This window comes from Nonomuraea sp. NPDC005650 (assembly GCF_040605375.1).
Classification (GTDB): Bacteria; Actinomycetota; Actinomycetes; order Streptosporangiales; family Streptosporangiaceae; genus Nonomuraea.
This window is the reverse complement of record NZ_JBEXCR010000027.1, coordinates 91,410-108,044: the sequence shown is the minus strand read 5'-3', so window position 1 is coordinate 108,044 and position 16,635 is coordinate 91,410. Positions and strand designations below refer to the sequence as shown.

At 68.0% G+C, this 16,635-nt stretch carries 35 protein-coding genes; 3 read left to right on the top strand and 32 right to left on the bottom strand.

The genetic code is table 11. The features are described 5' to 3' along the window. Positions 1–101 precede the first annotated feature (101 nt). Positions 102–719 (top strand): DUF6082 family protein, encoded by a 618-nt coding sequence (locus ABZS69_RS39770; RefSeq protein ID WP_355381365.1) that lies wholly within the window; start codon positions 102–104, stop codon positions 717–719. A 133-nt stretch (positions 720–852) separates the two neighbouring features. Here the strand turns inward: ABZS69_RS39770 and ABZS69_RS39765 are convergent, their stop codons facing one another. Next, positions 853–1,818 carry a tyrosine-type recombinase/integrase gene (locus ABZS69_RS39765; RefSeq protein ID WP_355381363.1) on the bottom strand — a complete coding sequence of 322 codons (966 nt, stop codon included), beginning with the start codon at positions 1,816–1,818 and terminating at the stop codon, positions 853–855. After that, positions 1,815–2,108: a hypothetical protein gene (locus tag ABZS69_RS39760; protein WP_355381361.1), complete on the bottom strand. Its 294-nt coding sequence runs from the start codon at positions 2,106–2,108 to the stop codon at positions 1,815–1,817. The genes ABZS69_RS39765 and ABZS69_RS39760 overlap by 4 nt, the downstream gene beginning before the upstream one ends. A gap of 585 nt (positions 2,109–2,693) precedes the next feature. On the opposite strand from ABZS69_RS39760, the gene ABZS69_RS39755 reads away from it, so the two are divergent. Beyond that, positions 2,694–2,954 carry a hypothetical protein gene (locus tag ABZS69_RS39755; RefSeq protein WP_355381359.1) on the top strand — a complete coding sequence of 87 codons (261 nt, stop codon included), beginning with the start codon at positions 2,694–2,696 and terminating at the stop codon, positions 2,952–2,954. Between the two features lie 370 nt (positions 2,955–3,324). On the opposite strand, the gene ABZS69_RS39750 is transcribed toward ABZS69_RS39755, so the two are convergent. The 4 genes from ABZS69_RS39750 to ABZS69_RS39735 all read right to left on the bottom strand — a co-directional run bounded on the left by ABZS69_RS39750 (position 3,325) and on the right by ABZS69_RS39735 (position 5,139). After that, complete coding sequence (locus tag ABZS69_RS39750) at positions 3,325–3,705, bottom strand: hypothetical protein (RefSeq protein ID WP_355381357.1); 381 nt, start codon at positions 3,703–3,705, stop codon at positions 3,325–3,327. 64 nt (positions 3,706–3,769) lie between these two features. Then, complete coding sequence (locus tag ABZS69_RS39745) at positions 3,770–4,180, bottom strand: hypothetical protein (protein ID WP_355381355.1); 411 nt, start codon at positions 4,178–4,180, stop codon at positions 3,770–3,772. 57 nt (positions 4,181–4,237) lie between these two features. Further along, complete coding sequence (locus tag ABZS69_RS39740) at positions 4,238–4,816, bottom strand: hypothetical protein (RefSeq protein ID WP_355381353.1); 579 nt, start codon at positions 4,814–4,816, stop codon at positions 4,238–4,240. Positions 4,817–4,875: 59 nt separating this feature from the next. Beyond that, positions 4,876–5,139 carry a hypothetical protein gene (locus ABZS69_RS39735; RefSeq protein ID WP_355381351.1) on the bottom strand — a complete coding sequence of 88 codons (264 nt, stop codon included), beginning with the start codon at positions 5,137–5,139 and terminating at the stop codon, positions 4,876–4,878. 217 nt (positions 5,140–5,356) lie between these two features. Between ABZS69_RS39735 and ABZS69_RS39730 the strand changes: the two genes are divergently transcribed. Next, entirely contained in the window at positions 5,357–5,497 is a 141-nt protein-coding gene (locus tag ABZS69_RS39730) for a hypothetical protein (protein WP_355381349.1), read from the top strand. 772 nt (positions 5,498–6,269) lie between these two features. Here ABZS69_RS39730 and ABZS69_RS39725 read toward each other — a convergent pair. From ABZS69_RS39725 to ABZS69_RS39600, 26 genes are all read right to left on the bottom strand, one after another. Continuing rightward, entirely contained in the window at positions 6,270–6,551 is a 282-nt protein-coding gene (locus tag ABZS69_RS39725) for a hypothetical protein (RefSeq protein WP_355381347.1), read from the bottom strand. A 15-nt stretch (positions 6,552–6,566) separates the two neighbouring features. Then, positions 6,567–6,755, bottom strand: a complete 189-nt coding sequence (locus ABZS69_RS39720; RefSeq protein ID WP_355381346.1) for a hypothetical protein — start codon at positions 6,753–6,755, stop codon at positions 6,567–6,569. After that, on the bottom strand, positions 6,752–7,207 hold the full coding sequence (locus ABZS69_RS39715) for a hypothetical protein (RefSeq protein WP_355381344.1): 456 nt from the start codon (positions 7,205–7,207) through the stop codon (positions 6,752–6,754). The genes ABZS69_RS39720 and ABZS69_RS39715 overlap by 4 nt, the downstream gene beginning before the upstream one ends. Continuing rightward, positions 7,204–7,428 (bottom strand): hypothetical protein, encoded by a 225-nt coding sequence (locus tag ABZS69_RS39710; protein ID WP_355381342.1) that lies wholly within the window; start codon positions 7,426–7,428, stop codon positions 7,204–7,206. Before ABZS69_RS39710 ends, ABZS69_RS39715 begins: the two co-directional genes overlap by 4 nt. Positions 7,429–7,698: 270 nt before the next feature. Then, positions 7,699–8,163, bottom strand: coding sequence for a hypothetical protein (locus ABZS69_RS39705; RefSeq protein WP_355381340.1), 465 nt, complete (start codon positions 8,161–8,163; stop codon positions 7,699–7,701). 77 nt (positions 8,164–8,240) lie between these two features. Then, on the bottom strand, positions 8,241–8,522 hold the full coding sequence (locus ABZS69_RS39700) for a hypothetical protein (protein ID WP_355381338.1): 282 nt from the start codon (positions 8,520–8,522) through the stop codon (positions 8,241–8,243). Further along, positions 8,519–8,770 carry a hypothetical protein gene (locus tag ABZS69_RS39695; RefSeq protein WP_355381336.1) on the bottom strand — a complete coding sequence of 84 codons (252 nt, stop codon included), beginning with the start codon at positions 8,768–8,770 and terminating at the stop codon, positions 8,519–8,521. Before ABZS69_RS39695 ends, ABZS69_RS39700 begins: the two co-directional genes overlap by 4 nt. Before the next feature lie 271 nt (positions 8,771–9,041). Beyond that, the gene (locus ABZS69_RS39690; RefSeq protein ID WP_355381334.1) at positions 9,042–10,223 is read right to left on the bottom strand and encodes a hypothetical protein; all 1,182 of its coding nucleotides are present in this window, start codon (positions 10,221–10,223) and stop codon (positions 9,042–9,044) included. Continuing rightward, positions 10,220–10,762 carry a hypothetical protein gene (locus ABZS69_RS39685; RefSeq protein WP_355381332.1) on the bottom strand — a complete coding sequence of 181 codons (543 nt, stop codon included), beginning with the start codon at positions 10,760–10,762 and terminating at the stop codon, positions 10,220–10,222. The genes ABZS69_RS39690 and ABZS69_RS39685 overlap by 4 nt, the downstream gene beginning before the upstream one ends. Next, complete coding sequence (locus ABZS69_RS39680) at positions 10,762–11,175, bottom strand: hypothetical protein (protein WP_355381330.1); 414 nt, start codon at positions 11,173–11,175, stop codon at positions 10,762–10,764. Before ABZS69_RS39680 ends, ABZS69_RS39685 begins: the two co-directional genes overlap by 1 nt. 103 nt (positions 11,176–11,278) lie before the next feature. Next, the gene (locus ABZS69_RS39675) at positions 11,279–11,479 is read right to left on the bottom strand and encodes a hypothetical protein (protein ID WP_355381328.1); all 201 of its coding nucleotides are present in this window, start codon (positions 11,477–11,479) and stop codon (positions 11,279–11,281) included. A 103-nt stretch (positions 11,480–11,582) separates the two neighbouring features. Then, the gene (locus ABZS69_RS39670) at positions 11,583–11,804 is read right to left on the bottom strand and encodes a hypothetical protein (protein ID WP_355381326.1); all 222 of its coding nucleotides are present in this window, start codon (positions 11,802–11,804) and stop codon (positions 11,583–11,585) included. Positions 11,805–11,976: 172 nt separating this feature from the next. Next, a complete protein-coding gene (locus ABZS69_RS39665; protein WP_355381324.1) occupies positions 11,977–12,171 on the bottom strand; it encodes a hypothetical protein in 195 nt (64 codons plus the stop codon). Further along, complete coding sequence (locus ABZS69_RS39660) at positions 12,168–12,671, bottom strand: RusA family crossover junction endodeoxyribonuclease (protein WP_355381322.1); 504 nt, start codon at positions 12,669–12,671, stop codon at positions 12,168–12,170. The genes ABZS69_RS39665 and ABZS69_RS39660 overlap by 4 nt, the downstream gene beginning before the upstream one ends. Next, positions 12,668–12,892, bottom strand: a complete 225-nt coding sequence (locus ABZS69_RS39655) for a hypothetical protein (protein ID WP_355381320.1) — start codon at positions 12,890–12,892, stop codon at positions 12,668–12,670. Before ABZS69_RS39655 ends, ABZS69_RS39660 begins: the two co-directional genes overlap by 4 nt. After that, positions 12,889–13,017 (bottom strand): hypothetical protein, encoded by a 129-nt coding sequence (locus tag ABZS69_RS39650; RefSeq protein ID WP_355381318.1) that lies wholly within the window; start codon positions 13,015–13,017, stop codon positions 12,889–12,891. The genes ABZS69_RS39655 and ABZS69_RS39650 overlap by 4 nt, the downstream gene beginning before the upstream one ends. Beyond that, complete coding sequence (locus ABZS69_RS39645; protein WP_355381316.1) at positions 13,014–13,442, bottom strand: hypothetical protein; 429 nt, start codon at positions 13,440–13,442, stop codon at positions 13,014–13,016. Before ABZS69_RS39645 ends, ABZS69_RS39650 begins: the two co-directional genes overlap by 4 nt. After that, on the bottom strand, positions 13,439–13,795 hold the full coding sequence (locus ABZS69_RS39640; RefSeq protein ID WP_355381314.1) for a hypothetical protein: 357 nt from the start codon (positions 13,793–13,795) through the stop codon (positions 13,439–13,441). Before ABZS69_RS39640 ends, ABZS69_RS39645 begins: the two co-directional genes overlap by 4 nt. A gap of 17 nt (positions 13,796–13,812) precedes the next feature. Continuing rightward, positions 13,813–14,031 carry a hypothetical protein gene (locus ABZS69_RS39635; protein WP_355381312.1) on the bottom strand — a complete coding sequence of 73 codons (219 nt, stop codon included), beginning with the start codon at positions 14,029–14,031 and terminating at the stop codon, positions 13,813–13,815. After that, positions 14,028–14,294, bottom strand: coding sequence for a hypothetical protein (locus tag ABZS69_RS39630; protein WP_355381310.1), 267 nt, complete (start codon positions 14,292–14,294; stop codon positions 14,028–14,030). The genes ABZS69_RS39635 and ABZS69_RS39630 overlap by 4 nt, the downstream gene beginning before the upstream one ends. Then, positions 14,291–15,202: a hypothetical protein gene (locus ABZS69_RS39625; protein ID WP_355381308.1), complete on the bottom strand. Its 912-nt coding sequence runs from the start codon at positions 15,200–15,202 to the stop codon at positions 14,291–14,293. The genes ABZS69_RS39630 and ABZS69_RS39625 overlap by 4 nt, the downstream gene beginning before the upstream one ends. Beyond that, on the bottom strand, positions 15,202–15,339 hold the full coding sequence (locus ABZS69_RS39620; RefSeq protein ID WP_355381306.1) for a hypothetical protein: 138 nt from the start codon (positions 15,337–15,339) through the stop codon (positions 15,202–15,204). The genes ABZS69_RS39625 and ABZS69_RS39620 overlap by 1 nt, the downstream gene beginning before the upstream one ends. Then, positions 15,336–15,575 carry a hypothetical protein gene (locus tag ABZS69_RS39615; protein ID WP_355381304.1) on the bottom strand — a complete coding sequence of 80 codons (240 nt, stop codon included), beginning with the start codon at positions 15,573–15,575 and terminating at the stop codon, positions 15,336–15,338. Before ABZS69_RS39615 ends, ABZS69_RS39620 begins: the two co-directional genes overlap by 4 nt. After that, a complete protein-coding gene (locus ABZS69_RS39610; RefSeq protein WP_355381302.1) occupies positions 15,572–15,853 on the bottom strand; it encodes a hypothetical protein in 282 nt (93 codons plus the stop codon). The genes ABZS69_RS39615 and ABZS69_RS39610 overlap by 4 nt, the downstream gene beginning before the upstream one ends. Continuing rightward, a complete protein-coding gene (locus tag ABZS69_RS39605) occupies positions 15,850–16,128 on the bottom strand; it encodes a hypothetical protein (RefSeq protein WP_355381300.1) in 279 nt (92 codons plus the stop codon). Before ABZS69_RS39605 ends, ABZS69_RS39610 begins: the two co-directional genes overlap by 4 nt. Next, the gene (locus tag ABZS69_RS39600; RefSeq protein WP_355381298.1) at positions 16,125–16,598 is read right to left on the bottom strand and encodes a hypothetical protein; all 474 of its coding nucleotides are present in this window, start codon (positions 16,596–16,598) and stop codon (positions 16,125–16,127) included. Before ABZS69_RS39600 ends, ABZS69_RS39605 begins: the two co-directional genes overlap by 4 nt. Positions 16,599–16,635: the final 37 nt, after the last annotated feature.

The window sequence follows — 16,635 nt, the reverse complement described above, 5'->3', positions numbered from 1 at the left end:
CAAGGGCAATGACGCGTAGGGCTCGGCGAACGACACTCACTCTCTCTGTCCTGGCAGGGGCGCTCCTCGGCGGGACATTGCTGCTTCTTTCACCTCTTGCCGTGAGCATCCTTGCAGAGAACATCCCCGGGCTCGATTGGGTGCTTCTCAGCAACATCGGGCAAGCGTACGGGTCCGTCGCCGCGCTGCTAACAGCGTTGTCCCTGGTCGGCGTCGTGGTATCGACGCTCATCCAGGCCCGCAGCGTCCGCCTTGCGAGCGAGCAGACCTGGCGCCTGGCGCAACTGGAGCTTGCAAAGCTTGTCATCGATGATCCGAAGCTGGTGCAGTGCGAGGGAGTCCCGTGGCGTAGCCCGGAGGACGACCTGCCCCTCCGGCTTCGTATCCTTGCCAACCTCTGGATCGAGCAGTGGCGTTCAATGCACCACTTCGGACTGATGGATGACGCGACCATCCGTCGACTCGCATCAGGCCTCTTCGCCGGAGAGGTGGGCAGGCAACAGTGGATGGAGCATAGCGAGGGCTACCGATCCGAATACCCCAAGGTCAGCAGCCGCGCCTTTTCTCGGATCTTGGATGAAGAACTGGCACACGCCACTCGCGTAGCCGCAGTACCGATATCTCGCCCAAAGGCCGCATCACCTAAGAGGCGATGGTATGCCGCTGCGGCAGCAGGTGCCGCACTGGCCGTCGGCGTCGCGATAGGCCGGCTCCGATAGCTGTTCGAACGCCATGCATCGCACACGGCCTGTGCCGTCTGGCGTAGTGACTTGCAGGACTCGCTGTCCGCCTCTCCCTTGTCGTGGGCCGCCTCTTCGGCAGCCTGACGATGTGCGGATGCCATGTCGGCCTCTATTCGATAGTCGCCGCGACCAGGTCGGACGGGTCGTCCTCCAGCCGCCTGGCCGCCGTCAGGTAGATGTCGGTGGTCGAGGAATGTGCGTGACCGAGCGCCTCCTGAACCTTCTTCACGCTCACGCCTGCCTCCTCCGCCAGCGTCGCGAACGTGTGCCGCAGCTGGTGCGGGTGCAGGCCCTCGACCCCGGCCTGACGGCCGACGCGCTCCACCAGCTCGTACACGTCCTTGCGGTCCAGCCGCCGCCCCGAGGCGGACGCGAACAGTGGCCCCTCCAACTGCTCGACCGCCAGCCCGACCCGCTCCGCCCGGTCGGCCAGATACGCGTCGATCGCGTACGCCGCCGCCGGCGGAACCTTCCGAGTCTTCGGCTTGTCACCCTTGGCGACAATCCGCACTGTGCGGTGGCCGCGCTCGTACCCGAGATCGGACAGCTGCGCGGTCAGCGCCTCGGTGACGCGGACGCCGGTCTCCATGAGCAGCCGGATCAGCGCCGCCGTGCGGAGCCGCTCGCGGCCGTGGTCGTGGTCGGCCGCGAGCAGTACGTCGCTGGCCTCGGCGCGGGTCAGGCCCACCGTCTCGGAGTGCTGCCGGTCCACCTTCGGCCGCTTCACCCGGTCGAACGGGTTGAACTCGGCCGCGTCCTCCTCTACCAGGTAGCGGTACCAGGACGACACTGTGGCGAGCCTCCGCGCGAGCGTCTTCGCGGGGACCGGCGCGCCGGCCTGCAGGTCGAGCCACCGCTTGTAGACGTCGCCGTGCGGCCGCCGCACCTCCAAGACGTCGAGGTCGTGCGCGGCGCAGAAGGCGAACCACATCTCGATGTCGCGCCGGTAGGCGTCCCGAGTGTTCTTGGAGTTGAAGCTGAGCAGCCACGCCTTCGTCAGGTCCTGGACGTAGCCGAGTAGGCCGGGTGGGAACGCCACCTCGCTGCCGGGTCGCGGGGCTAGCCCGGCTGTCACGGCGCGTTTCCGAAGAAGTGCTCGGGGCGGTAATCAGCAACGATCACTCCCCTGTGTCGGATCTGCACCGCCTCAACCTGAACGTCGACGCGCATGAGATGTGCCTTGGCCATGAGTTCGGCGGGTTGGCGCACGGGCAAGGAGCAGACGATGGCCCAGCCTTGTGTGCCGTCCTCGTGTTCGGCCAGGACAGCGACCTCATAAAGGTCGTCGCTAGGTGCAGGAGTTCCGGAAGCGGGATGCCGAATGAACGTGTTCGCCTGTGGGGGCGGACCGTCAGGTTCGCTCATAATCAGACGCTCTCTCTGGGGGGACGTAGCAGCGATCACTCTACACCCCCATAACCGGGATTATGAGGGGTTATTAGCGATCATGAACCAACCCAGAACCCCACTAGAACAACCTTCCGATCTGGCAAACCGCGTCCCCTCCGCCGACCGGCGAGGCACACTAGAAATGAGCGATGCCGTTACGCGGCCAAAAGCAGAACAACGGTAAGGCACGACCGGGGCATGGCACTGGCTCCAGCTCCGGGACAACATCACACCGATCAGCCCACGCGGGCATGTCGCGCCGAGTAGAGCAACCGGGGAGCCAACGACAGGCGCACGCGTGGACCGATTGGCGTGATTCTCGTGAAGCGGTGCCAGAAGACCCTAAAGGACATCCTCAAGATTGTTGGGCTCCTTGGGGCTCTTGTCCTTGCCCTCGGCGCACTCGCCAGCACAGGGATTGTCGCCGCCTACTTGGCGATCGGCACATACCAGTCCCTCTTCGGCTAACGCGCGCGCGGGCGCGGCCCCGACCATGCCGCGCCCGCACCGATCCCACGAAAGCAACCCCGTCACGCACGCATCAGCCCTAAAGTGACAACCATGGGCCTCCGCCCCTGGGCATATCGCACACTCGCCGCCATCGGCGCAAGCACCGCCATCGCCGCCGGCGACGACACCATGCCCCTCTGGGCCCGGATCACCCTCGGCACCAGCTCCACGCTGCTCGCCGCAGTCACCGCGCAGCCCAACACCGTCGCTCCGCGTCCACCGACGAGCCCGACGCCAAATAAAAAAAACGAGGTGAGCATGGTGGGGTGGGTTCCGAACTGTCAAATCGCCCCGCATGCGGGGACGAAGTAAGTCACTCCTCACGCCCCCAATAAGCTCTACCATCCGGCCGCGCACCCCGATTGCACCGCCGTGCCCGCACCTCACGCTCCACCCGCAACAGCTGATCGACGCGCACCACCCGCCGACCACCCGCATCCAACCGTGTCGTCGGACCACGGCCATCAGGCGGAAACCACCCCTCCCCCACCCACCGCCGAACCGACCCCACCGACACCCCACACCGGCCCGCAGCCGTCTCAAGATCCACCCACACACCACCAGCATGACCCAAAAACCGACGCCAAGTGCAGGCGCCCGCGCGGTCGGCGGCCGGGGGGTGGGGGCGGGGCAAACGGAAGCGCCGCACGCCTGGTTGGCGTGCGGCGCTCGGTTCGCATGGCTAGTTGATCCGCGTGGCTTCCGCCAGGTCATCCGTGATCTGGCGGAGGACGCCGAGCAAGCGGCGGATCTCCTGTCGGCACGCTTGACGCATCGGCGTGCCCTTCGCCGACTCCGCGCGGCTCACGGTCACGTAGGACAGTTCATCTATGGCGATGATGGCGCGGCTCACTGGCGCGCCGATCCATGCGGGCGCGTGGTCGGCGTAGGCGCGGACCACTTCGTCGGCGGCGTTGCTGCGGGGCGGCACTACCAGGTCTTCCGTGTCGCCCACGATCGGGCAGGGGATGACCAGGGACGGGGCGTTGGTGCGGGCCATGATCGCCATGAACATGAGCACGGCGTCTTGGATCAGTTCGTTGGTGGGGCGCTTGTCGGCCATGGTTGCTCGCTTTCGGGTAGGTGCCGCTCGCTGGCGGGGAACTGCCAGCGAGCGGCGGGGCGGGTTAGCTGTGGCGGTGTTTGCCGTGTCTGCGCGGGCTGGGAGCTTTCGACAGGCTCTGCCTCATGGCGCGTTCGACCACCTGGGCGGCGGTCGCGCCCTCGATCATGTGGGCGTGATCCATGAGGGCAGAGGCGAGCACGTGCAGGATGTTGACGTTCGCCATGTCGCCGCGCCCAGTCTGGGAAAGCACTTCGCCAAACACGCACCAGGCGCTGACGGCTACCGTTCGGGCGATACCGTCCGGCATGCCGAACACGGCAGCGTTGACCCTACGGCGGGCGAGTCCATCCATCTCGACGTGGCGGCCGATCACCTTGACGTCAAGCGTTTCGACACCCGCCAGAGTCAGGACGCGGTTGAGGGCGTCGCGCGCGGCGACCGTGTACTCGGCAATCTTGTTGTGATCGATCATGGTTCCTTCGTTCGGGTAGAGCCGCGCCCCCTGGGGTGCGGGGGCGCGGCGTTGGGATTACTTGCTGGCGGTTCCGCTAGCGGGTTTAGCCGGAGTCTTGGAGGCAGGCTTGGGGCTGGGGTTCGCGGCCTTGACGTTGTTGAGCTCGGTACGGACCGCGCTCAGCTCCTCCGCCAGCCGGGTGTTCTCGTTCTGTAGGTCGGCGTTGATCATGTCCAGGTCTGCGACGCGCTTGCGGAGGTCCATGAGCTCTTCCTGCCGCTGGATCTCGGCGCGCATGGTGCGCAGCTTCTCTACGGTCGGCGCGGGCGTCTGCGCCAGCGGGTCGTCATCCTTGAGTCCGCCGAGCGCCAACTTGCCGATGGTCGAGCGGAAGATCTTCGGCTTGTTGCCGTCGCGCTTGTCGATCACGTCAGCCTCGATCCCGTCGGGGCAGGCGATCATGTCGTCGGCGTACTCCGGCTGCCCCTTGGCGAGCACGAACGTGCCAGCGATCACGTGCGACGCGATCACGGGCAGTCCGGCGCGGCGGACGTCACGGTCCCACGAGCCGCCGGAGCCGCTCTGGCGGGGGTCGGCGTCGATCGCGGCGAGGATGCGGTCAAGGATGGCGGTCGGCGAGAGCTTGAATTCCACTTGTTTCTCCTCTTGAGAGGGGGCACGCCCGCCCGTTGCGGGCGTGCCCTGGTTGGTTATTAGTCGGTGACGATTACGGACAGTTCTTCGTCGCCGGGGACGATGGCCGTTTCCTTGTCGTCAGGCGCGATGGCCGGTTCCTTGTCGCCGGGCGCGATAGCCGGTTCCTTGGACTGCGGCTCGCCGCTGGTCTGCGGCGACTCGCTAGGGGCGGCGTGCTTCCGGCGCTGCTTGTTCGCCTTCCGTGCGCGGCGAAGGATCACGATCACGGCTCCGCCGATGCCGACTGCCAGCAGTCCAGCACCGCCACCGGCAACCGCCACCTGGGCGGGGATGCCCGTGTTAGCTGCTACGACCGACGATTGATTCGCTAGCTGACTCGCTAGCGAGTCGAGAGCGCTTGCCATGGGCCCGCTGTTGTCAGGAGTCGGAAGAACGATCGGCTCTCGCGACTCCTCCAAACGGGTGGACGATGCGGCAGGCAACGTCGGCGGGACCACGGGCGCGGCCGTTGGCTGCGGCTGCGCTGTGATCGTTGTCATGACGGTTTGCAATGACACTGCGGGCGTGGCCGTGACGGTCGCCGTGGCGGTCTGCGTGGCCGTGGCCGTGGCGGTTTGCGTAGTCGTGGCCGTAGCGGTGGCCGTAGCCGTTGCGGTGGCCGTGACGGTGACCAGTTGAGTTGTGGTGATTACCTCCGTGTGGGTGACCGTGCTGGGCACGGGCTCGGATGTGACAGGTCCCCCGCCTACGGGGGACATGCCCGCGTTGGACGCGGGTGCTGTGAGGACACAGAGAGCCAGCGCACCGGCGACCGTGGCCACCGTCGCGCTGATCTTGTGTCGCGTGTTGAGTCTCACGTCTAGGAATCGAGACACGTAGAAGATGCGTTACCGACTCATTCATAACGGAGTGATAACTGTGCGTTTCCCCTGATCAGAGCATGCACCGAGATCGGTAACGCGTGTCCCGGGGAGTAGCGCACTCCCGAATCCTCCCCCGCGTGTCCCCCGGGGGGGCGCTGGGAGCGCGCCTGAACGCATGGGAGGCGCCCCCTCTGACTCCAGGTGATCCGTGCTCGCATCGCGTCGCAGCAATGATCACAGCGACGCAGTCAGCAAACACTTACGTAAGTGACCACTTACATTCGGAAGCCCGAGCCAGCCGAGTAAGTAACCACTTACGCAGGGTTGTGGATCGGCGTTGTTGGACTTGGTGTCTATTAGGTGTTTTTGGATGGTGTGTCTAATAGCGCTTGGGGTGGGTGTGGATCTTGAAGTGCTATGGTCGACGCTGTGAGCTTTTGATCTTGCTCTTGATGGGATGACACCAGAAACCCCCTGTTCGCGTCTCCGTGGTGGTCTACAGACGCGTTCAGGGGGTTCAGGGGATGATTTCACGCTTGCAGTTTCGCTAGCGTCAGCTACGAATCGGACTTACGAGCACAAACCAGTCAGCGACGGGGGCAGGCGCTGAGCACGGGCAGCGGTGGAGGTGCGCCGAGCTGGTGGGTGAGGTGGCGGGCTCGTTCGCGGAGGGTGCGTTTCGTCTTTGCGGGCCTGGGCGGCTGGGAGTGTTCGTGCTCGTGCTGGTGGTTGTGGTGGTAGTGGCTGGTCCAGCCTCGGGTGGCGGCTTCGCGGCGGGCCTCGGCGGGTTCGATGGCTCCGATGAGGACGGCGTGGGTGGTGCAGGCGTCGTGGTTGCAGATGAGGGTGATGGCGGGGACGGCACTCATGGCGGGGTCCTTGGGTTAGCGGCGGCGCTGGTGGTAGCGGGTCTTGAGGTGGGTGGCTCGGTGCCAGGGGGTGCGGCGTACTGCGCGGGTGAGGCGGTGGGTGAGGCGTCGCCAGTCGGTGTCGGTGAGGTGCTGGGTTTCATCGATCCAGGTGTTGGTGAGGGTGACGCCTCGCCAGCGGCGGGGTTGGGGGTAGTGGGTCATCGGCGTCTCCGGTGGTAGGCGGTCTTCGCATGCGTGGCGTGGGGCCAGCGGGTGTTGCGCTGGTCGCGTGCGAGCCTGTCGCGTTCCTTGAGGTAGGCGCGGTGCCGGCGTGGGGTGGGGTGGTGCCAGGCGTTGAGGAGATGGGCGACGGCGCTGCCGATGCCGTGGAGGGCGGCGCCGAGCTGTCGGAACGCTGGGGTGAATCGGGCGCATAGATCGACGCGGAGCTCGTCGAGGCGGGTCGTCTGGGCGGCCCGCGCTGCGTTGGCGAAGTCGCTGAGGGGCGGCAGCGGGTAGCGGCCCAGGCTGCGGAGCGAGAGGGCGCCGCCGGTGGCGAGGTAGTCGTGGGCGAGACAGTCTTCGCCTGCGTCTCCGGCGGGACACTGGTACATCTCGTCGTCGGTGCGGCCGGGGTCGGCGCACCAGCACGACGGGGTGGTCTCGCTGGTCACTGCTGCTCCTTGCGGGCGGCCTGGTCGCGGGCGGCGCGGCCGGCGGCGATGAGCGGGTCGATTCTGCGGAGTGGGGGTTTCCAGCCGTTGGCGTTGAGCCAGTCGGCGATCGCTGTGACGTCGTCCTCAAGGAGCGCGGCTTGGACGTGGGGTTGGAGGATGGTGCGTACGGCTGCGCGCATGGTCTGCCAGGTGGCTTCGATGTCGGGGTCGGTGGCCATGGGCGAATCCTTTCTGCTGGCTGTTTCGCTAGCGACTGTGGGGTGAGTTGTCCCCAATTCGATCTTGGTTTCGGCGGGTGTGCTTCTCCCTCTTCCTCCTCAGCGCCGTACGGAGGGTCATGTGCGTCATTGGTAGGTAGTGGGGAGGTGCTTGGTAGGTGGGCGGGTGCAGCATCCGGTGTTCTTGGTAGCAGCATCCGGTGATCCGGTAGCAGCATCCGGTGATTACTCGCCGGTACGCCTCAGATCACCGGATGCTGCATCCTGTGATCAGGAGTTATCCACAGGCCCATCACCGGATGCATCCCCCGGTGTTCGTGGACTCCTGGTCCTCTTCGGCGGTGGCGGCTCCACCCCGGCCGGGACGGTCAACTCACGCTCGTTCGGGTCGAGCATGGCCACCCGCTCCAGCAGGTCGTCCGGGATGGCGAGCCGGTACTCGTCGGCCAATGCACGCCGCCCCTGCGACGACCCCTGTACGACCCGCACGAGCAGGCCGATGTCGCGCAGCCGGGCCAGACACAAGCGCACCGTCCGCTCGTTCAGCCGGGTAACCCGCGCCAGCCGCTCTGCAGACGGACGCACGCGCGTCCCGTCCGGATTGCCGTACGTCGCCGCGACCATCGCAACGTGCTGCACAGTGGACGAGTTGATCCGCCTCTTGCCCTCCCCGAACCCCAGCTCGGCCCGCCGCACCACGGCGATCCACGTCCAGTAGATCGGCTTGCCAGCCACCCAACCCCCTCAACGCGCTCGACGAACTGGAGCGCCCTGAGGGAAGGGCGTCACGCTGATCACGGTACGACCCGGACCTATCCACGCAGAACCACCATCTCCCCGTCCTCGCCCAACTCGCCCAGGACGGCGACAGGGCAGTCGTGCTCGCCGACGTCGGCGCACGGCCCGCAGCAGGTCTCCTGCTCGGCCAGCCCCTGGACGTGGTACTGGCACGTCTCGGCAAGCAGCAGATGCTCGTGGATGCACCCCGCGACGAGCCACACCACCACCTCGCCGCCGCACAACTCCCGGCTGGGCCCGAACTCGGCGAGACAGCCGGCCCCGGCACCGACGTCGAGGCCGAGGCCGCTCGTCACCGCTTCCCCCGCAGGTCGCGCCGGTTCCCGCCCTGGTCGTACTCCGCGACCGGCCACGACCGGCAGATGTGGCCGCGGCGCCCGCACGGCGAACACCACACCTCCCCATGGGCCAGCATGTCGGCATGGTCCGCGCAGTGCTCGTCCGCCTCCAGATGCTGGTGAGCGCACGTCATGACGAGCCGCGTCACCGTCTCGCCGCCGCACTCCGGCCCGGCCGGTCCCCAGCTCCGCACATTGCACGCCACGGTCACGTCACCTCGCGCAGGATCGCCCGCTGGCACGGGTAACCCGCGCTCCAGCAGGCCGCACACCCGCCCAGCCCAGTGCGGCCTTCCCACAAATGGCGCGAACACAGCAGAGCCACCCGCCGATGAGCAATCCGGCACCAGCAACGCGACTTGAACCGGCCCACCGGCTCGTCCCCGCACGCCCCGCCGTCGGGCGCATCAAGACGCGCTTCGCAACCCCGGGCCCTCAGCCGCGAACTCTCGATCGCGGATTCGCTAGCAAGAAGACTCACAGGTCCGTCTCCTTCACTGCCTTGATGAACTGCTTGAACGGCTCCAGCTTCGCCAGGTCCTGCCTGAGCTGCCTGTTCTCGGCATGCAGCGCATCGATGTCGACCTGCAGCTCCGCCCGCACCGACAGAAACATCGCGTGCTTCTCGTCGACCACGCGCTTCAAACTGGCGTTCTCGCTCTCCAGCCGCTCGATCGTGGCGGCCGCCGTACGGCCTGCCTCCAGCAGCTTCATCAGCTGCGAGTACTCGTCCGCAGGCGGCGGACTGGTCGGCGGTGACAGCTTCGACTCCCGCGCCAGCGCCGCCGTCTTCCGTGCAGGCACATCCGCAGGCGTCGGCCTGCGCGACTCCCTGAGCCCGCCGTCGTTCCAGGCGTCGCGAATCCACCAGATCGACGGGTTGCCGCGCCGCTGGCACCGGATGTGCCCAGTGTCGCGCAGATGCCGGGACACTTCCTCCTGATAGACGGAATCCCAGTCGCCGCCGACGCTGCGCAGCACCGACGTGAGGGTTCCCGTCCACAGCACCCCCTCGACGCGGGCGTTCGTCCCCCTCTCGTCGCCCTGGTTGGTGGCCTCCTCACGCAACAGGTCGTAGAGGGCCTTGGCATCGGCGGCCAGGTCCTCCTTGTGGCTCCCCCGGTCGATGCGGGCGACGTCGCCGATCTGCGGCATTACCTCATCAGCTCCTTGCGGCGTTTCAGGCTCAGGGTCGGGCCCAGGTTCAGAGTCGGACCCGAGGACGGGCTGGTCGTAGCGGGCGAACTCACCGACGAGGAACGTCATCACCTCAGTTTCGCGCCTGCGCAGCACGTCCACCCACGACCGGTTGTCCATGTGGGCGTTGATGCGCAGGCGGCCCTGGTCGATGTCGAACGTCACACCGGACCGGTACGCGGCGGCGATCAGCTCCTTGATCTCCCAGTTTGCGCCCTGCTGCTGCTCCTGCCCGGGAGGGTCGGCGGTGACGGCCGCCTGCATCGGGGTGCGCGTGGCGAGCTGACGCACCTTCGATCGCGCGTTCAGCAGGCCCTCGCCGCCTACCCTGTCCGGCACGCACTGCGACAGGCCGGTGGCCGGGTTCGTGACCTTCCACTCAGGGCCGACCTTCTCCACCGTGAAGCGGTGTTTCTTGGCCTCGCTGCGGACCATTTTCTCCACGTCGCTCCTGCGGCTCATGCGGGCCTCCCCCACACGGCCATACCGGCGTGCCGGGCGAACGCGGCGGCCCCCGCAGATCCGGGCGACCCGTCGAACAGGTGCGCGAGCATGCCGTACCGGCCGCCTCTCCCCTGTACGAGACCGATCATGTAGCCGTTACGGGCCGGACCGGCCGCCCTCGCCAGTTCGGGGATGTGCCACGGCGCGGGGTGGAGCTCCACTGTCACATCCGGCACCGCGGCCGCCCACTCGTAGGCGTACCGGTCGCCGCCGGACGGCTTGTCCTTGACCCGGTCGTAGCCGATGAGGATGCGGAAGCCGCCGTACCGGTCGTACAACTCGGTCAGGTCCTTGCGGACTTTCTGACGGTCCGCCAGCCGCGACCCGGTGTAGACGATCGTCAACAGGTCCGGCTCGCACCAGTAGTCCATCGCGGCGGCGAAGTTCGCCATGACGTGATCGACAATGCCCCGGTCGATGGGGTATCCGCCGAGGATCTCTTCCAGGATCTCCTCGAAACGCCGTTTCTGTTCGGCTGTCAGGGTGGGCCTGTCCATCAGCCGCCGCCTAGGAGCTCGTCCAGCTTGGCCTGGGCGTGGTCGGTGATCTCGGCGACCCGCTTGGCGATCTCCTCACGCAGGTACCGCTCATACACGTCGGCGTGGTCGGCCAGCAGCCGCTCCGTCGCGGCCCGTCGCGCGTTCATGCTCGTCGCTCCGGCCCCGGCAAAGCCGGGCAGGTGGATGGCGCACACGGCGCGCCGCAGTTCGCTGCGGTGTGAGGTGTACCGGCTGGTCTTGACGGTGAGCGCCATCGAGATGGGCGGGCCGCACGGCACGTTGCGGGCCTTTGCTGCCTGAATACACACGTCGGGGTCTCCTTTCCGCCAGCGGCGTAGATAGATCTCCCGGTAGTGGGATCGCTGATACAGCACGTACGAGGGATCGGCGGGTCGATACCGCTCAGGCATAGTCCGGTTCATCAGAGTCCTTTTCGCATCTGGCCAGCGTCGAGGACGCTGGCGTTGAGGGGTTGATCGGGTGAGGGCCCGACACCTCACCGGTGCCGGGCCCTCACGGGCGGTTCTTCGGTGGGAGGCCGCGCCGTTTCCGGCGAGCGTCTTCGAGCCGACTCACGTTGTCCGGCAGCTTCTCCGGCACACCCTTCGTGCAGCTGCCAGCGTGCGGATAGAAGATCTGCTCGAACAGCGCCTTCGGCCGGTCGGCGGTCGGCCGGCGCGACCTCCACACGCCGAGCCCGTCGCGGATGCACACCGTGTTGCCTTCCGTGTCCGGCTTCGGGTCGACCGCGAACGGGCGCCCGGCCTCGGTGATGGTCCACAGGATCGGTTTCTTGCAGTTACCGCAGATGGACAGCTCATGCCGCGTCGGGGCTAGGGTCGAGCCCCCTGGGCAGGCCGCCGCGGTGGAGAGCGCGCGCAGCGGCGATGTCGTCGGCGTCGACGCCCCACCCTTCGATGACGCAGAGGGTGTTGCCGGAGGCGTCAGTGACGCGGGTGATGGGGAGCTGGAGGCGGGCGCGCTTGTGGCGTCGCTGTCCGCGCTTGCGCTCGGGGCGCTCGTACTCGGGGATGAACATCGGCGTCCTTCGTTGTCGGGGCAGTAGCAGCGCAGCGGCGCGCAGTAGCCCGGTGGTGGAGGGGGCGGCGCGTGCTTGGCGCACCGCCGTCCGAAGAGGTAGAGCCGGGTGGGCGTCTGGCCGCACGGGCCGGGACCGTAGCCGCACGGCCTGGACGGCGGCGACGCCCCGGTCACTCCTCGCCGTCCTTCGCCCGCTGCTCAGGGTCCGGCTTGTCGCCGTCCATGATCTTGTAGAAGGCGGGCGTGACGATGAGGACGCCGACCGCGAGGATCAGCACGCCCATTCCCTGGTCTGCCTGGAAGACGTACCAGGCAGCGGCGAGCATCGCCGCGATGACGACGATGAGCGCGATCAGCCGGATCACTCGGACACCTCCAGCCCTGACCACAACCGGATCACGGCGCCCGGGACGCGCAGCGCGTCCGGTTCGCCCGGCTGGCCGATGTACACCTTGGCCAGCCGCCGGTACTCGGTGACGCGGGCGTCATCCCTCCACACCCCAGCCTGCGTGAGAGCGTCTTCCGTACTGCGCAGGATCTTCGAGACATCGGGCGCGCTGGCGGGACGCCACCACAAGGTCTTCGACCAGCGGACGCCGGACGGCCACCAGGTCGGACGGGCGGACGGCTTGTCGCCCATCGTGAACACCATCTCGGCGACGATCGGGCCGTCCAGCCGCTCGAACCCCTCGCCGGCGGCGATGCGGCGGTCGATCTCGTCCATGGCGGCCTGGCGCACGTCCTGCCGCCACGGCTTGACGGTCTTGGTCTGCTCGACCATCCGGTTGTTGCCGACTGGCCTCTTCGAGCCCTGCGAACCGGGCGTGCCGTACACGACGATCGTGATCAACGGGGGTGATGTCACTGTTGCCTCCTTAGGCGGGTGGGGACCTCGATGACGAGCCCGCCGAGGGACGGGTCGTCGAGGTCCGGGGCAGGGGTGGGGTCAGCGAGCCGGTCGAACTCGACGCGGCACCGGTCGCGGCGCAGGTCGAGGACGGTGCTGGCCAAGACGAGCAGGACAATCGCGGTGACGAGCACGCCGATCAGAGCGAACACGCCGACGACCACGTAGACGGCGATCAACGCTGATCCTTTCCGCGCGCCCACCAGCCGAGCAGCAGGCCGACCGTGGCTCCGGCCACGCCCATCCCGGCCGGCAGCCACACGAGCAGCCAGGCCGAGACGGACACAGTGGTGTGGAGGGTCATTGAGGGGCAACCGCCAACTCGGCGACGCGGACGTTCTCCACCTGCAGGTCTTGAATCTCGCGCTCTGCCTGCTCCAGCGCGTCCTGGGTGGCGCGCAACCGTCCCGGGTAGGAGCCGGTTTCCAGAACCTGGTGGGCTACGGGGATGACCTCTGCCACCCGCGCGATGGCGACGGAGTCGGGCAGGCCGGCGGACCAGTCGGCCAGGTCCAGGATGTCTTTCAGAGCGTCGCCGTAGGCGTCGGCCGCGGCCTGGGCCACGCGATGATTGACTCTGGCGTCGAGGAGCTTCTTCTCCGTCTGCGCGGCAGCGTCCATGGCCCGCTCGATCGCCCGTCCAGCGGGCCGGATGACGACCAGGTAGCCGATGGCCATGCCGATGATCAGGAAGATCGGGTAGCCGACTATCCAGATGAGGCCGTTCACCACGTGCCTCCCGTCGCGCACGCGTCATATACCGAACGCTCGGGGCAGTTACGCCACGCGGCCTGGTCGACGACCCGCTCGCCCTCGTGCTCGCCGTTGCGGATGGTCAGGTACCACTCCGGCAGGCTGCGGTGGCTGTTGGTGTAGCGGGCCACGCACGTGCGGGTGGTGCGCCGGTTCTTGCCGGTGCCGTACGTGGTCGTCTTCCACGCCGCGCAGCTCGTCGACGTCCAGACGCGAGGCGGCTGGTAGCGGCGGTGCGTAACCTGTCCCTGCTCGGGCGCTGCCGTGCAGGCGGCGGTGAGCAGAACAGCGATGGAGAAGACCGCCGTGCCTTTCCTGAGAGCATTCATGAGGGAGTTCCTTCGGTTCAGGTGGTGGGCCAGCTGGCCCAGACGGCGGCCAGCTCGGCGACGAAGACGACGACGATCACGGCGGCCAGGACGCGCGGCCCCCGGCCGCGTGACACGGGGTCGCCGCCGGGAGTGATGCGCGGCCTACGGCTCATCCGCCACACGCCGCCGATCAGGCCGACCGCGCCGGACAGCATGCAGAACGCGAACACCAGTTGCACGAGGACGCGGCTCACAGGCTGCCCTCACTCCACATGTCGCGGCCGAGCTCGCGGGCGATCTCGGGCGGAATGGTGACGCCGTGCGTGCGCAGGAGTTCGGCGAGCTCCTCCAGCGTCGGGATCTCCCGGGGGCTGATGCCGTACCGGAAGACGGTCTGCTCATCACCGACGTAGCTCTGCGCCCAGAACGTGGCGAACCGTGGATCCCACCCGGCCGTGGTCATCGCGTCGGCCGGGGAGCCCGCCGGGTTCGGCAGCACGTACCGGCTCGTCGTCACAGCGGCCGTTCCTTCGCGGCCGGCGCGGTGTCGAGTGCCGCGCGTATCTCCGCGATGCGGGCGAGGTTCGCCCGCGCCTGCTGCACGATCGGCTCCGTGCTCGGCGTGGGGCGGTCGCCCCAGATGGTCACGGCGTCCTGCTCGTAGAAGCGGAGCCGTTCCAGAGCGGCGAGCACCTCGTCGCGGGTGGCCCACACCTCGTCGAGGGTGGGCACCTGGCCTGCGGTCACGCACTCCCGGATGTAGATGGCGACGTTGAGGATCGTGGTAGATGCCCGTCGCCTGCCGTCCGCTTTCTGCTCGTTGAAGATCCGGATGCGGGGCCGCCCGTGCTGGTCGTCGATGAAGACCCACCCGGGGTGCTTGGGCGGGCGCCACTGCCACCCGGTGGGGAGGGTGGCGTGCTGCATCAGCGGGTCGTCGTCGACCGGGTCGCCCAGGACGAACCCGAGCGCGGTCAGGTCTCCGCCGCCCAGCACGTAGGCGGGGATCACGGTGCGCTCCGTCTCGTTGGGCGCGGTGTCGTCGAGCAGCGCCCGCAGGTTGAGGCGGGCCTGGTCGTCGTGGCCGTACTGGTCCTCGCAGTGACGTAGCGACCGGATCGCCACGTCCTCGATGCCGTCCCGCAGGCGGGCGATCGTCGCCTCGCCCCGGCTGCGAGCCGCCTCGTGGTTGCACTCGACCGAGTCCCGGTTGCAGGAACAGCCGCGCGCACGCGGCCACAGGTCCCGCACCTGCTTACCGTCGATACCGGCGCCGTACTTGCGGTACGCGGAGTCGGCCAGCAAAGCGAGCGCCTCGCACGCCGTATCGCTGTCGGGGACGGGGATGCCGTTCAGGGGCAGGCCGAAGATGAGGCGGGCCAACTGGTTGACGGCCTGGGCCTCGCCGGTCGTGGAGATCGCCATCACAGTCCCCACGCGAGCATGACGAGGAGCTGGACGTGCCCCCATAGGATGGCCCAGCCGATCGCGATCAGTAGGACACGCGCCGCGAACTCGTAACCCTTGGCCGCCATCGCGAGCAGGTAGATGACGGTGTTCACTTGCTGCCTCCCGCGAAGTTCAGCCAGGTCAGCACGTTGACCAGCAGGACGAGCAGGACCACGACCCCCGCGGCCGTGCCGAAGCTCATCGGCGGGATGGCCGCCCACCAGCCGTGCAGCAGGTGGGACAGGCCCTTCACGAGCAGGGCGGCAACGACCAGACCGGCCACCGCCAGGGCGGCCAATCCCCCCATCACGAGCACGAGGGCGACCGCGTCGCCGATGCGGCGGCTCATCGACGGCCTTCCATCCTGGAAAGGCGCACCAGCCGGGAGGAGCTGCCGCCGTGGCGGTCGGCAGCTATCTCGAACGCCTTCACCCAGCCGGGGAAGGAGAGGGCGATGGCGGCGCGCTGATCGGCGTTGGCCACCTCGATGGCCAGCAGCAGCCGCCGGAAGAACAGCGGTCCGGGAACGCCGCCCCGGTGGAAGTGGAACAGGACGTGGGAGGCGATGGCCGGAGTGATGTCCGGGTCGACCAGGTTCTCCACCTGGTCGGATGGGCGGGGTGTCATGGGCATCCGTTTCGGTACCCGCTAGCTGTTCTGCTAGCGGAATGATTGGCGGTCTTGCGGTCATGGAGCAGGTGTTCGGCCTCCCGGCCTGGGAGGGCGATGCGGTGGCCGAGCAGCGCCGCCCGCAGCAGCAGCAGGGTGGGCATGCCGCTGGCGTCCTCCCACAGCTTGCGGCCGTGCGGGGAGGTGCCTCGGGTGTAGAAGGTTTGGTGGGTGGCGTCCCAGGCGCAAGTCACGAGGATGCCGTGATGCGCCTGGAACGTCCGGAAGATCACCGGGTCTCCGCAGGCTGTTGCGGCTGGTGCTGGAGCGGTCTGGCGAAGACGGTGGTGTCCCCAGCGTCGGGCGCAGGCGGCTGCATGCCCTGCCCGGCCGGAGCGGGGGCCTGTTCGAGGTACGGCCGGACGCGCTCCGGCTGCAACTGCTGGACGGGTTGCGCGGGCTGGAATGGCGGCAGAGTGGCGACCTCCTGCACCGGAGGACCGGATTGGGCGGCGGCGGTGATGCGCTGCTGCTCGGCCTGTTTGCGCGCGGCGATGTCGGCCTCGACCTGGCGGCGCATCGCCGGGATGACCTGCTCCAGCCTGTCGAGCACGAGCGCCGTGTCCACCAGGTCCTTCATGTCGGCCCGTGCCGCAGTGAGACGGAACTCGGCGATGACGAGCGTGGTGTTGGCGGGCGTCACGTCGAGCCCCACCTGATCCGGTGCGGGCGTGTTCCTGACGGCGTAGTGGGACATGGGCATGATGGGTTCTCCTTGAGGGGTTGGGGAGTCCGGCCCG